This is a genomic window from Polaromonas sp. YR568, from assembly GCF_900116715.1.
Lineage (GTDB): Bacteria > Pseudomonadota > Gammaproteobacteria > Burkholderiales > Burkholderiaceae_C > Polaromonas.
Genome location: NZ_FPBM01000002.1, coordinates 301,586 through 314,468 on the forward strand (window position 1 = coordinate 301,586; position 12,883 = coordinate 314,468).

Annotated in this window: 12 protein-coding genes; 4 read left to right on the top strand and 8 right to left on the bottom strand. The window is 63.2% G+C overall.

What is annotated here, in order from left to right; translation table 11 throughout:
• Positions 1 to 4: 4 nt before the first annotated feature.
• The 6 genes from BM408_RS05945 to rpsB form a co-directional block, all read right to left on the bottom strand.
• Positions 5 to 862, bottom strand: a complete 858-nt coding sequence (locus tag BM408_RS05945; RefSeq protein WP_092127917.1) for a phosphatidate cytidylyltransferase — start codon at positions 860 to 862, stop codon at positions 5 to 7.
• A complete protein-coding gene (uppS, locus tag BM408_RS05950; RefSeq protein WP_092127919.1) occupies positions 862 to 1,602 on the bottom strand; it encodes a polyprenyl diphosphate synthase in 741 nt (246 codons plus the stop codon). The genes BM408_RS05945 and uppS overlap by 1 nt, the downstream gene beginning before the upstream one ends.
• A gap of 27 nt (positions 1,603 to 1,629) precedes the next feature.
• A complete protein-coding gene (gene frr / locus BM408_RS05955) occupies positions 1,630 to 2,190 on the bottom strand; it encodes a ribosome recycling factor (protein ID WP_092127921.1) in 561 nt (186 codons plus the stop codon).
• A 61-nt stretch (positions 2,191 to 2,251) separates the two neighbouring features.
• Positions 2,252 to 2,962: a UMP kinase gene (gene pyrH / locus BM408_RS05960; RefSeq protein WP_036838012.1), complete on the bottom strand. Its 711-nt coding sequence runs from the start codon at positions 2,960 to 2,962 to the stop codon at positions 2,252 to 2,254.
• A 64-nt stretch (positions 2,963 to 3,026) separates the two neighbouring features.
• Positions 3,027 to 3,941: a translation elongation factor Ts gene (tsf, locus tag BM408_RS05965; protein WP_092127923.1), complete on the bottom strand. Its 915-nt coding sequence runs from the start codon at positions 3,939 to 3,941 to the stop codon at positions 3,027 to 3,029.
• A 126-nt stretch (positions 3,942 to 4,067) separates the two neighbouring features.
• Positions 4,068 to 4,820 (bottom strand): 30S ribosomal protein S2, encoded by a 753-nt coding sequence (rpsB, locus tag BM408_RS05970; protein WP_092127929.1) that lies wholly within the window; start codon positions 4,818 to 4,820, stop codon positions 4,068 to 4,070.
• 165 nt (positions 4,821 to 4,985) lie between these two features.
• Here rpsB and BM408_RS05975 point away from each other — a divergent pair, with 165 nt between their 5' ends.
• The 4 genes from BM408_RS05975 (at position 4,986) to BM408_RS05990 (ending at position 9,947) form a co-directional block, all read left to right on the top strand.
• The gene (locus BM408_RS05975) at positions 4,986 to 6,347 is read left to right on the top strand and encodes an amidase (protein ID WP_092127931.1); all 1,362 of its coding nucleotides are present in this window, start codon (positions 4,986 to 4,988) and stop codon (positions 6,345 to 6,347) included.
• 126 nt (positions 6,348 to 6,473) lie between these two features.
• Positions 6,474 to 7,733, top strand: coding sequence for a D-amino acid dehydrogenase (locus BM408_RS05980; RefSeq protein ID WP_092127933.1), 1,260 nt, complete (start codon positions 6,474 to 6,476; stop codon positions 7,731 to 7,733).
• Positions 7,734 to 7,850: 117 nt separating this feature from the next.
• Positions 7,851 to 8,354 (top strand): peptidoglycan-binding protein LysM, encoded by a 504-nt coding sequence (lysM, locus tag BM408_RS05985; protein WP_092127935.1) that lies wholly within the window; start codon positions 7,851 to 7,853, stop codon positions 8,352 to 8,354.
• A gap of 72 nt (positions 8,355 to 8,426) precedes the next feature.
• Positions 8,427 to 9,947, top strand: coding sequence for an NAD(P)H-hydrate dehydratase (locus BM408_RS05990; RefSeq protein WP_092127937.1), 1,521 nt, complete (start codon positions 8,427 to 8,429; stop codon positions 9,945 to 9,947).
• On the opposite strand, the gene BM408_RS05995 is transcribed toward BM408_RS05990, so the two are convergent.
• Positions 9,944 to 10,513 carry a YggT family protein gene (locus BM408_RS05995; RefSeq protein WP_092127939.1) on the bottom strand — a complete coding sequence of 190 codons (570 nt, stop codon included), beginning with the start codon at positions 10,511 to 10,513 and terminating at the stop codon, positions 9,944 to 9,946. The two genes, BM408_RS05990 and BM408_RS05995, sit on opposite strands and share 4 nt — an antisense overlap.
• Before the next feature lie 45 nt (positions 10,514 to 10,558).
• On the bottom strand, positions 10,559 to 12,877 hold the full coding sequence (rnr, locus tag BM408_RS06000; RefSeq protein WP_175541701.1) for a ribonuclease R: 2,319 nt from the start codon (positions 12,875 to 12,877) through the stop codon (positions 10,559 to 10,561).
• Positions 12,878 to 12,883: the final 6 nt, after the last annotated feature.

Here is a 12,883-nt window from a genome sequence, read left to right on the forward strand (position 1 = left end):
GAACCTAGAAATTGACCAACATCATCGCCAGCGGCAGTGTGGGCAACAAGGCATCCACCCGGTCCAGCACGCCGCCGTGGCCAGGCAAGAGCCCGCTGGAGTCTTTCACACCCGCGCTTCGCTTGATGAGGGACTCCACCAGGTCGCCGACCACGCTCATCGCGGCCAGGAAGATAACCGCCAGCAGCATGATCACGATGCCGTGATTCGCCGCCAGCCGGCTGTAAAGCGTCGGCTCGCTCCAGAAACCGGCCGAACCTGTCGTGCTGGCATAAACCCATGCAAGCGACAGCGCAACCACGCCCGCCATGCCGCCCCACACACCTTCCCAGCTTTTGCCCGGACTGATCGATGGCGCCAGCTTGCCTTTGCTGAAACGCCCTCCAAAAGTACGCCCGGCAAAGTAGGCAAAGATGTCCGCCACCCAGACCAGCAACAGCACGGACAACAGGAAATTGATACCGACAACGCGGGCTTGCGCAACGGCCAGCCAGGCCAGCCACAGCGCCACCAGCCCTCCAACCAGCCGCAGCGCCTTGGGAATGCGTGGCCAGCCGGCCACACCGTTGCGCAGCAGACAGCCACCCGCCAGTACCCACGCGGCACCCGCAACGGCCCAGATCATCGGCAAGGGCTGCTCAAGCAGTCCACCGTACCAGGAGAGCGCGCACAAGGCTACGCACACCACGCCAAGCCCTGTGGACAGGCCTTGCCCGTAGCCATTCAGGCGGCCCCACTCCCAGGCCCCTGCGGCAATCAGCAGCAGCGCCACAGCGCAAAACGGCTGGGGCGTTTTATAAAAGAGTGCAGGCAGCAAGATGGCGAGCAAAACGATCGCCGTGATCACACGCTGTTTAAGCATCAGGCAGCCTTTACGTTGTCGTTGTTGCCGTGGCCACCGACCTGGGCGGAGGTCTTGCCAAAGCGCCGTTCGCGGGTGCGGAAAACGGCGATCGCTTCGTCCAGCGCCGCTTCGTCGAATTCAGGCCACAGTTTGTCTGAAAAATGCAGCTCGGAATAAGCGGCCTGCCATAGCAAAAAGTTGCTGATGCGCAGCTCACCACCCGTACGGATCAGCAAATCCGGATCGGGTACATGCGCCAAGGCCATCGCACGGTCCAGCGACTGCTCGGTGATCGCTTCGCCGCGGCTGGCCAGCTTCTGCGCGGCCTGGGCAATGTCCCAGCGGCCGCCGTAGTTGAAGCACACGTTAAAAATCAGCCGGCTGTTGGCCGAGGTGTCGAGCTCGGCCTTGGCCAGCCCGGCCCGGACTTTTTCGGACAAGCGCTCACGGTCGCCCACGAAATGCAGCTGCACGCCGTTTTCGTTCAGGCTGGGGACCTCCTTGGCCAGCGACAGGGCCAGCAGCTCCATAAGACCGGATACCTCCTCAGAAGGCCGGTTCCAGTTTTCCGACGAAAACGCAAACACCGTGAGCACGCCGATGCCGCGCTCCAGGCAGGCCCGGACACAGCGGCTCAGCGAATCAACGCCCTGCTTGTGGCCCGCAATACGGGGTAAAAATCGTTTGGTCGCCCAGCGCCCATTGCCATCCATGACGATGGCGACGTGGTGCGGGACGATGGAATGGTTGGTGGCCATAGTGAAATCAGGCCAGACGGCGAAGCGTCAAACCGCCATGATGTCTTGTTCCTTGCCTGCGACCAGTTTGTCGACTTCGGCAATGAAACGGTCGGTGAACTTCTGAATATCGTCTTGCGAACGGCGTTCATCGTCCTCAGAGGCGAGCTTGTCCTTGACCAGCTTTTTGACGCCATCGTTGGCATCGCGGCGCAGATTACGGATGGCCACCTTGGCGTGCTCACCCTCGGCGCGCACAACCTTGGTGAGCTCCTTGCGGCGCTCTTCAGTCATCGCCGGCATGGGGACGCGGATCAGATCGCCTTGCGCCGCTGGATTCAGGCCGAGGTCGGAATCGCGAATGGCTTTTTCGATTTTGGCGCCCATGCCCTTTTCCCAGGGCGAGACACTGATGGTGCGTGCATCGAGCAGCGACACATTGGCCACCTGGCTGATCGGCACCATGGAGCCGTAATAGTCGACATGCACGGTGTCGAGCAAGCCGGGGTTGGCGCGGCCTGTGCGGATCTTGGTCAGGCCGTTCTTGAACGAGTCGATGGACTGCAGCATTTTTTGCTCTGCCAGCTGCTTGACGTCAGCAATGCTCATGGTCGGATCTCCGGATTTTGATAGCGAAAAAAGCAAGCCTCGGATTGGCGGATTCGGAAGGTCAAACGTGAACCAGGGTTCCCTCGTCCTCACCCTGCACCACGCGCTTGAGCGCACCGTGCTTGAAAATACTGAACACCTTGATGGGCAGTTTCTGGTCGCGGCACAGTGCGAAAGCCGTGGCGTCCATGACTTCGAGGTTCTTGCCCATCGCTTCATCAAACGTGATGTTGGTGTAACGCGTGGCCTTCGGGTCCTTCTTCGGGTCAGCGGTGTAAACACCGTCGACCTTGGTCGCCTTCAGCACGATTTCGGCGCCGATCTCAGCGCCGCGCAATGCGGCCGCCGTGTCGGTGGTGAAGAAAGGGTTGCCGGTGCCGGCCGCAAAAATGACGACCTTGCCCTCTTCGAGGTATTGCAAGGCCTTGGGGCGCACATAAGGCTCGACGACGCGCTCGATGCCGATCGCGGACATCACGCGCGCAATCAGGCCGGCCTTGTCCATGGTGTCACCCAACGCCAGGGCGTTCATCACGGTGGCCAGCATGCCCATGTAGTCGGCGGTGGCGCGGTCCATGCCGACCGAGCCGCCCGCCACACCGCGGAAAATATTGCCGCCGCCAATCACCACCGCCACCTCCACACCCATGCGGGTGACTTCGGCGATTTCTTCCACCATGCGCACGATGGTGGCGCGGTTGATGCCGAAGGCATCGTCCCCCATCAAGGCCTCACCTGACAGTTTTAACAAGATTCGCTTGTAGGCTGGCATGTGAGGGGCTTTCTGTGGTTAAAGTGAACTGGAGTTTAGCGGCCTTCCGGCTGGGCTTAAGGACTTAAGCGCCTTTGGCGGCTGCGACCTGGGCGGCGACTTCGGCGGCGAAATCGTCCACCTTCTTGTCGATGCCCTCGCCCACCACGTACAGCGTGAAGGACTTGATCGTCGTCGCTTTTTCCTTGAGCATTTGCTCAACGGTCTGCTTGTCGTTCTTGACGAAAGTCTGGTTGTACAGGCTGACTTCTTTGAGGTACTTCTGCACGCCGCCTTCGATACGCTTTGCAACAATTTCGGCAGACTGCACAGCCTTGCCTTCGGCCTGGGCCTTGGCAGCGTCTTCAGCAGCCTTGGCTGCAGCCACAGAGCGCTCCTTGGCGACCAGTTCGGCTGGTACTTCAGCGCTGGACAGGGACACCGGCTTCATGGCGGCCACGTGCATCGCGACGTCCTTGGCGGCGGCTTCGTCGCCTTCAAACTCCACGATCACGCCGATACGCGTGCCGTGCAGGTAAGAAGCCAGCTTGCTGCCGGTAAAACGCTTAAAGCGGCGCACGCTCATGTTTTCGCCGATCTTGCCGATCAGGCCCTTGCGCACGTCTTCCACGGTCGGGCCGAAGCCGTCCAGCGTGAGGGGCATGGCGCCAACGGCTTCCACATCGGCCGGGTTGTTCTTGACGATGCCTTCGACCACGGCTTTGGTGAAAGCCAGGAAGCTGTCGTTTTTGGTGACGAAGTCGGTTTCGCAGTTGATCTCAACCAGCGCGCCCACATCGCCTTCGCGATGCGCAGCGACCACGCCTTCAGCGGTAACGCGGGAAGCAGCCTTGCCGGCCTTGCTGCCGAGCTTGACGCGCAGAAGTTCTTCTGCTTTTTCGAAGTTGCCTTCCGCCTCGGTCAGTGCTTTCTTGCACTCCATCATGGGGGCGTCGGTCTTGGCGCGCAGTTCAGCGACCATGCTTGCAGTAATTGCCATCTTTGATTCTCCGTTTTGTCGTTTTGACCCGCTGGAAGCGATCAATTCGCACCCAGCTTTTCGTTAAGTTGTGAAAAAGGGGCTACGCGAGCCCCTTTTTCGCGTCTGGCGCAGAGCCGAAAGCTATCAGCCCGCTGCGTTTTCCACTTCGACGAACTCATCCGAGCTCTCGGCCGAAACTGCCTTGACGACTTCGTTCACGGCGTTGGCGCGGCCTTCGAGGATCGCGTCGGCGATACCGCGGGCGTACAGGGCGACTGCCTTGGAGGAGTCATCGTTGCCGGGGATCACGTAATCGATGCCGATAGGCGAGTGGTTGGAGTCAACCACACCGATCAGGGGGATGCCGAGCTTCTTGGCTTCCAGGATCGCGATTTTGTGGAAGCCCACGTCGATCACGAAGATGGCGTCCGGCAGGGCGTTCATGTCCTGAATGCCGCCGATGTCTTTTTCAAGCTTTTCGATTTCACGCTTGAAGGTGAGTTGTTCTTTTTTGCTGATGGAATCGAGGCCGGCTTCTTGCTGGGCCTTCATTTCCTTCAGGCGCTTGATGGAGGTCTTGACCGTCTTGAAGTTGGTCAGCATGCCGCCCAGCCAGCGCTGGTCAACGTAAGGAACACCGGCGCGCTTGGCTTCGGTGGCGACGATTTCGCGAGCCTGGCGCTTGGTGCCCACCATCAGGATGGTGCCGCGGTTGGCGGACAGCTGCTTGGCGAACTTCATCGCTTCCTGGTACATCGGAAGCGATTTTTCCAGGTTGATGATGTGAATACGGTTGCGATGGCCGAAGATGTAAGGGGCCATCTTGGGGTCCCAGAAGCGGGTTTGGTGTCCGAAATGAACGCCTGCTTCCAGCATTTCGCGCATAGTGGTCGACATAGGAATACTCCAAAAGGTTGTGTCTAAAATCAGCGCTTATCGCCCCACCTTTGAGATTCGTGGGGCAACACCTTGGGTGGCTGATTTGCGATTTGCATTGCAAACAACAAAATCGTCATTTGCAAAGCCTGTCGAGTATAACATTCTTCCGCTCCCTCCCCTCCCATGAGCCACTCCCCCTCCCCAGGCGACCTCCATGCCACTCGCCAGGCACTCCAGGCTGGCCAGACGCAAATTCGGGACATCCTGGCCCAGGCTGCCCTGGTCGCCCAAAGCGAGGCCTGCCGCCACGTTTTCATGCCCGGGGGCCTGTCCGACCCGTCTGAAACGCTGAAAACCGCTCCCACCGGCCTTTCCAGCTCCTCCAGCCCTCCTTTGGCCGGCATCCCGGTATCGGTCAAGGATCTGTTCGACGTGGCGGGTCAGCCCACCCGGGCCGGTTCTACCGCCCTAGCCCAGGCAGCCCCGGCCCAGGCCGATTGCCCTGCCGTTGCGCGCCTGAGGGCCGCAGGCGCCGCACTGGTGGGGCGCACCAACATGGTCGAATTCGCCTTTTCGGGCGTCGGCGTCAACCCCCACTACGGCACACCCGTCAACCCGGCCGACCCGGCCATAGCCCGCATCCCGGGCGGTTCGTCGTCTGGCGCGGCCGTGTCGGTGGCCACGGGGGCGGCGATGGTGGGGTTGGGCTCCGACACGGGCGGCTCCATCCGCATCCCGGCGGCACTTTGCGGCATCGTCGGTTTCAAGAACACGGCGCGCCTGGTGCCGACTGCAGGCGCCCTGCCCCTGTCTACCAGCCTGGACACCGCCTGCGCGCTGACGCGCTCGGTGCGCGACGCCATCATCGTGCACGAGGTGCTGGCCGCGCGACAGGTTCGCCTTGCCGGCAAACCCCTGTCCGCCTGCCGCCTGGCCGTAGCCCGCACGCAGATGCAGGACGCACTCGACGATACCGTCGCCCAGGCGTTCGAGCGAAGCCTGCAGGTGCTGCGCCAGGCCGGTGCGAGTATCGAGGAGATCGCGCTCGATGAAATCGCGGACCTGGCAGCCATCAACGCCACTGGCGGCCTCTCGGCGGCCGAAAGCTACGCCTGGCACCGCAAGCTGATTGCTGAACATCAATCCGACTACGACCCGCGCGTGGCGCTGCGCATCCTGCGCGGGGCCAGCATGAGCGCGGCCGACTACATCGACCTGCTGGCGGCGCGCAAAGCCTGGATAGCGCGCATGGAAGTGCGCCTGGACGGCTTTGACGCGGTGATATCGCCCACGGTGCCCATCGTCGCTCCGCCGATTGCCAGCGTGCTGACCGACGACACCGAGTTTTTTAGAGTCAACGGCCTTTTGCTGCGCAACACCTCCGTGGTTAACATGCTCGACGGTTGCGCGATTTCCCTGCCCTGTCACACGCCCGGCCAGTTGCCGGTGGGCCTGATGCTCTGGCACGCGGCGCTGCATGACGACGCGGTGCTGGACCTGGCGCTGCAGGTGGAAGCAGCCCTGAATCAATCGCTACAAAAATAATAGCTGTTTACGCCCATATCAACTGGGCTAGCGGCCGATTTCACTCACAAAAACAATGCACAACACGATTTTCCGCTTCCGGCGCGCACCCGTGCCGACTTACCTACGCCACTGCGGCGCTCACGCATGAAGATCGCAGTCATAGGCGCCGGCATCATCGGCATCACTACTGCGTACGAGTTGGCCCTGGACGGCCATGAAGTCACCGTATTCGAACGGCGCGGCGCAGCAGCCGAAGAAACCAGCTTTGCCAATGCCGGCCTGGTCGCGCCCGGCTATGTCACGCCGTGGGCGGCGCCCGGCATGCCGGGCAAGGTCCTCAGCCACCTCTTTAGCCGCCATGCGCCGGTCAAGCTCGGCCTGCCGCTGTCGGCCGGCGAACTGGCCTGGATGTGGAAGTGGTTTCGCGCCTGCAAGCTCGATACCTACCTGGCCAACCGCGCGCGCATGCAGCGCCTGGCCTTCTACAGCCGCGAACGCCTGCATCACCTGACAGCTGAACTGGAACTCGAATACGACGGCAGCCCGGGTTACATGGTGTTGCTTCGCTCTGAAAAAGACAGCAAATTGGTGCAGCCGGGTCTGGCCGTGTTGCGCGAAGCCGGCGTGAGCTTCAAGGAAATCGGCCCCGACGAGGTACGCAAGATCGAGCCGGCACTCAACCCGGACACCAGCTTCCTGGGCGCGGTGCACCTGCCGGACGACGAGGTGGCCAACTGCCGGCAGTTTGCCTTGCTGCTGAAGAACGAGGCCCAGCGTATCGGCGTCAATTTTGAGTTCAATACGGCTGTAGCCCAGGTGGAACGAGCGCAACCCGCTTCCATTTTGATAGCAGGCGAGAATTCGCCGCGCAGCTTCGACCGCCTCGTCATGTGCGCAGGGTTGGCTTCAGCGCAGCTCCTGAAGCCGCTGGGCCTGAAGATTCCGATGGCGGCGGTCTACGGCTACTCCATCAGCGCCCCGATACGCGAGCCGCTGAACGCGCCGCGCAGCGCCTTGATGGACGAGCGCTACAAGGTGGCGATTTCCCGCCTTGGCAACCGCGTCCGCGTGGCCGGCAGCGCCGAGATCGGCGGGTCGCTGGACAACAAACGCGCTGCTTCTCTTCAAACCCTTTACAAGGTTTTACATGATTGGTTTCCGGGCGCTGCGCAGCTCGCCAACACCGGCGCCAGCGTGCAGGAATGGAAAGGCGCCCGGCCCATGCTGCCCGACGGCCCGCCCATCATCGGCGACAGCGGCATCCCCGGCCTCTGGCTCAACCTGGGCCACGGCTCCAGTGGCTGGGCGCTCAGCTGCGGCAGCGCGCGGGCTCTGGCCGACCTGATGGCCGGCAAAAAAGCCGACATCGACATGGAAGGCCTGGGCGTTTCGCGCCTGGACTGAGCCTCTTTCTCTCCACTTCAAGCCGAAAAAACGTCACGACAGGCGAGTACAGTAGTTGCAGCCCGGTGTTTTTTCCGGGTCGCTATTTCTGCAACCTCACTACTGATTGGAGTTTCCATGGGCATGTTCAGTTTTATCAAGGAAGCCGGAGAAAAGCTCTTCGGGCGCGGCGAAGCCAAAGCCGCCCAGGAAGCCGCCGCAGCCAAGCCCACACCCGAAAATATCGAGGCGCTGAGCAAGGCGGCGGGTGATGCAATCGCCAGCTACATCAACTCCATGAACCTCAATGTGCAGGCGCTGGAGATCGGCTTTGACGCCGCCAGCGCCACCGTCACGGTCTCAGGCGTAGCGCCCGACCAGGCCACCAAAGAAAAGGTCCTGCTGTGCTGCGGCAATGTGGCCACAGTGGCCGCCGTGAACGACCTGATGACGGTATCCAGTCCCGAGCCGGAATCACAATGGCATGTGGTCGTCAGCGGTGACAACCTCTCGAAAATCAGCAAACAGTTCTACGGCACGCCCAACAAATACCCGCAGATCTTCGAAGCCAACAAGCCCATGCTGACGCACCCCGACAAGATTTACCCCGGCCAGGTCCTGCGGATTCCACCGGACGCCTGAAGCCCGCCCCTTTGCGCTATCCCAAGCCCGGCATGCCGGGCTTTTTTACGCCCGGGGCCGCACAATCGGGCCATGCGAAAAATCTCCAGCGCCCACAGCGAGCCGCTTCACAGCGTGGCGGCCACCCGTGAACTCGAACAGCTTGCCGCCAGCCAACTGCCGCCGCACGCGCTGATGCAGCGGGCCGGCCTCTCCGTCGCCCGCTTGGCGCTGGCTCTGGCGCCGCACGCGCAACGCATCTGGATCGCCTGCGGGCCCGGCAACAACGGTGGCGACGGCTTTGAAGCCGCCATGCACCTGCACCAGTGGGGCAAGCAGGTGACCGTGACCTGGACCGGCCTGCCCGCCGGTAAAAACCAACTCCCACCCGACGCGCAAGCCTCGCGCGAGCGTGCCCTGGCCGCCGGCGTGCCCGTGACCGCCGAGCCACCCGATCATTTTGATTTCTGCATCGACGCGCTGCTGGGCATTGGCGGCACGCTGGACCCGGCCCGGCCCGGCACAGCCGGGATGGTGGAGTGGCTGGCGCGGATGCAGGCGAGTGGCGTGCCACGACTCGCGGTGGATGTCCCCACAGGCCTGGATGCCGAAACCGGCGCCGCTACACATTTAGTAGCTGACCACGCCCGTCCATCGGTCGTTACAGCCATTTTTACCCTAAGCCTGCTGACATTAAAACCGGGACTCTTCACTGCGGACGGCCGCGACAGCGCGGGCCAGGTCTGGTTTGACGACCTGGGTGCCGGCCCACTATCAGCCAGCGCAGCCAAACCGCCAAGCGCATGGCTGCTCGGCGCCGACCGGGCGGCGCCGCTGGCGCGATCAGGTGCGGCCCACGCCAGCCACAAAGGCAGCTTTGGCGATGTGGCCGTGCTGGGTGGGGAGTCCACCGCCGGCAGCCATATGGCAGGCGCCGCGCTGCTGGCCGCGCGTGCTGCCTTGCACGCGGGCGCAGGCAGGGTGTTCGTGGTGCTGCTCGGCAGTCCTGCACTCACCGTGGACCCACAACAACCCGAGCTGATGTTTCGCGCACCCGACGCGCAGGACCTGGCACAGCAGGTGGTGGTGTGCGGCTGCGGGGGCGGCGACGCCGTGCGGGCTGTGCTGCCCAAGGCGCTGTCGGCGGCGCCGCGCCTGGTGCTGGATGCGGACGCACTCAACGCCATCGCCGCAGACACGCAATTGCAGACCCAGCTCACAGCCCGCCACCACCGCGGCTACAGCACGGTGCTGACACCCCATCCGCTGGAGGCTGCGCGGCTCGCCGGGGTCACGTCCAAGGAAGTCCAGGCCGACCGGCTGGCGTTTGCCAGCCAACTGGCTGAACGGTTTCAGTGCGTGGTGGTGCTTAAAGGTTCAGGTACCGTCGTTGCCGCACCGGGGCGCGCCAGCGCCATCAACAGTAGCGGCAATGCTCTGCTGGCAACAGCGGGCACCGGCGATGTGCTGGCCGGCATGCTGGGAGCGGCCATGGCCGCAGGGCTGGGAGCTTTTGAGGCAGCCTGCGGCGCAGTATTTGCGCACGGGCATGCAGCGGATGAATGGCCCGCCCGCGTCAATGGGCCGGCGCTGACGGCGTCTGTGCTGCTTTAGACCAGGACCATCAAGGCGATCTGCAGCAGCACGATCAACACGATCGCCGAGATATCAACACCGCCTATCGGGGGAATCACCCGGCGCAACGGCGCCAGTACGGGCTCGGTCAGGCGGCCCAGCAAGGCATAAACCGGCGAGCCGGGCTGGACCCACGAGAGGATGGCAAAGCCCAGCACCAGGATGATCAGGGTTTGCAGCGCCACGCGGATCAGCATCTTCAGCGCGAAGGTCAACAGGGTTAGCAGCGCCACGGGGCCGGCCTGCACCGACCAGTACGCAACGCCCGCCAGCACGCCAAACAGCAAGGACCACAGCAAGCCATAGGCCAGCGCCAGCACCGCCGCGGCGATCACGCTGGCCCAATCGACGCGCGACTGCGCCAGCGACCTGGGCAGCACGCGGCGCAGGGGCTTGACGAGCCAGTCCGTCAAAGCCATCACGAAGCTGCCGGGCTGCGCGCTCATGTTGACACGCACCCAGTTCATCCACGCGCGCAGCAGCGCCGCCGCGATCAGCACGAAGAAGATGGTTTCAAGCAGGAAGGCCAGGATACGGATCAGCATGGGTCGTCGGTTTTGAGCAAGAAAGGTTGAAAGTTTGCGGCGTTTTTACCGGCGCGGCTTCTTGCCCTGCTTGCGCCCGGGGTTACCTGCCGCCTTCTTGACGGCGGCCTTGAGCGCCTGGATAGGCGACTTGGGCGCGCGTTCACTGCCGGCGCTGCTACTCCGGCCAGAACCGCTGCTGCGGCTGCTGGAGCGGCTCTCCGTATGCTTGCCGGCCGTCTTTTTGCCGGTCTTGCCTGTACGGGCCTCCTCGGTGTGGCGCGTGGCGCCGCGCTCCTTCGCCGGCAACTCGGTGGCATGGCCGCCGGTCTTGTCCTTCATGGCGCGCCCGACCACGTCCTGGCCCTCATTGACCAGGCGGAAATCGATCTTGCGGCCATCCAGGTCAACACGGCTGACCTGCACTCTCACCCGCGTGCCGATGGCATAGCGGATGCCGGTGCGCTCGCCGCGCAGTTCCTGGCGGGCTTCATCGAAGCGGAAGTATTCGCCGCCCAGCTCGGTGATGTGCACCAGGCCTTCCACGTACATGGCATCGAGCGTGACGAAGATGCCGAAACCGGTGGCTGCCGTGACAACGCCACCGAACTCCTCGCCGAGGTGCTCACGCATGTATTTGCACTTGAGCCAGGCCTCAACGTCGCGGCTGGCTTCGTCGGCTCGGCGTTCATTGGCGCTGCAATGCAGGCCCGCCGCCTGCCAGGCAAGCTCGTCGGCGCTGGCTTTTTTGGGCTTTTGCGTCGGCTCCTTGACGCGCGAGGCCAGTCGTTTGGACAGCTTGGCCTCGGCCTCGCCCGGTGTGGGCAGGGTCGGCAACTGGTATTTGGTCTTGTTCAGCACCGCCTTGATGACGCGGTGCACCAGCAAGTCGGGGTAGCGCCGGATCGGGCTGGTGAAGTGGGTGTAGGCCTCATACGCCAGGCCGAAGTGGCCGCTGTTGATGGGCGTATAGATCGCCTGCTGCATGGAGCGCAGCAGCATCGAGTGAATTTGCTGCGCGTCCGGTCTATCCTTGGTGGCAATCGCGATGCGCTGGAACTCACCCGGCTCCGGGTCGTCGCTGATGGTCATGCCGATGCCGGCCGCCTTCAGGTAATTGCGCAGCATCTCCTTCTTCTCGGGCGTCGGGCCTTCGTGCACGCGGAACAGGCCCACATGCTTGCTTTGCGAGATGAAGTCGGCCGAGCAGACGTTGGCGGCCAGCATGGCCTCCTCGATCAGACGGTGGGCCACATTGCGGGTGCGCGGGACGATTTTTTCAATCCGGCCGGCTTCGTCACAGACAATTTGCGTCTCGGTGGTTTCAAAGTCCACCGCGCCGCGTACGCCGCGCTCCTTGAGCAGCGCCTGGTAGACGTCGTGCAAATCGAGCAGGTGCGGCACCAGCGCCTTGCGCTGCGCGGCTTCGGGGCCGCGCGTGTTGGCCAGGATGGCCGCCACTTCGGTATAGGTAAAACGTGCCTGGCTGAACATCACCGCCGGGTAAAACTGGTAGGCATGGACCTCGCCCTTGGCGTTGACCAGCATGTCGCAGACCATGCACAGGCGCTCAACATTGGGGTTCAGCGAGCAGAGGCCGTTGGAGAGTTTTTCCGGCAGCATGGGAATCACGCGGCGCGGAAAATATACGCTGGTAGCGCGGTCATAAGCGTCGACGTCGATGGCGCTGCCGGTTTCCACATAGTGGCTCACGTCGGCAATCGCCACCAGCAGCCGCCAGCCTTTGCCACGTCCCACCTTGGCGGGCTCGCAGTACACGGCGTCGTCAAAATCCCGGGCGTCTTCGCCGTCGATGGTGACCAGGGGCACATCGGTCAGGTCGACGCGATGCTTTTTGTCGGCCGGCCGCACGGCGTCAGGCAGCGCCCGGGCCAGGGCCAGGGCTTCGTCGCTGAATTCATGCGGCACACCGTACTTGCGCACGGCGATTTCGATTTCCATGCCGGGATCGTCGATCTCGCCCAGCACTTCCTTGACGCGGCCCACAGGCTGGCCAAAGAGCGCCGGCGGCTCGGTGAGCTGCACCACCACCACCTGGCCGGACTTGGCCGAGCCGGTAGCGCCTTTGGGGATCAGTACGTCCTGGCCGTAGCGCTTGTCTTCGGGTGCGACCAGCCAGACGCCGCTTTCTTGCAGCAGGCGGCCGATGATGGGGTTGGAAGAGCGCTCGATGATCTCGGTGACGCGGCCCTCAGGCCGGTTTTTTCGGTCGTGCCGCACGATGCGCGCCTTGACGCGATCCTTGTGCAGCACCGCGCGCATTTCGTTGGGCGGCAGGTAAATATCTGCCTCGCCGTCGTCGCGCAATACAAAGCCGTGGCCGTCTCGGTGGCCGGAAACGGTGCCCTCGAATTCAGCGAGCAAACCGGA

Coding starts and splice junctions, on each gene's coding strand:
- BM408_RS05975 (WP_092127931.1), top strand. CDS start 4,986: ATGAGCCACTCCCCCTCCCCAGGCGACCTCCATGCCACTCGCCAGGCA.
- lysM (WP_092127935.1), top strand. CDS start 7,851: ATGGGCATGTTCAGTTTTATCAAGGAAGCCGGAGAAAAGCTCTTCGGG.
- uppS (WP_092127919.1), bottom strand. CDS start 1,602: ATGGCCACCAACCATTCCATCGTCCCGCACCACGTCGCCATCGTCATG.
- frr (WP_092127921.1), bottom strand. CDS start 2,190: ATGAGCATTGCTGACGTCAAGCAGCTGGCAGAGCAAAAAATGCTGCAG.
- pyrH (WP_036838012.1), bottom strand. CDS start 2,962: ATGCCAGCCTACAAGCGAATCTTGTTAAAACTGTCAGGTGAGGCCTTG.
- BM408_RS05995 (WP_092127939.1), bottom strand. CDS start 10,513: ATGCTGATCCGTATCCTGGCCTTCCTGCTTGAAACCATCTTCTTCGTG.
- rpsB (WP_092127929.1), bottom strand. CDS start 4,820: ATGTCGACCACTATGCGCGAAATGCTGGAAGCAGGCGTTCATTTCGGA.
- BM408_RS05980 (WP_092127933.1), top strand. CDS start 6,474: ATGAAGATCGCAGTCATAGGCGCCGGCATCATCGGCATCACTACTGCG.
- BM408_RS05945 (WP_092127917.1), bottom strand. CDS start 862: ATGCTTAAACAGCGTGTGATCACGGCGATCGTTTTGCTCGCCATCTTG.
- tsf (WP_092127923.1), bottom strand. CDS start 3,941: ATGGCAATTACTGCAAGCATGGTCGCTGAACTGCGCGCCAAGACCGAC.
- BM408_RS05990 (WP_092127937.1), top strand. CDS start 8,427: ATGCGAAAAATCTCCAGCGCCCACAGCGAGCCGCTTCACAGCGTGGCG.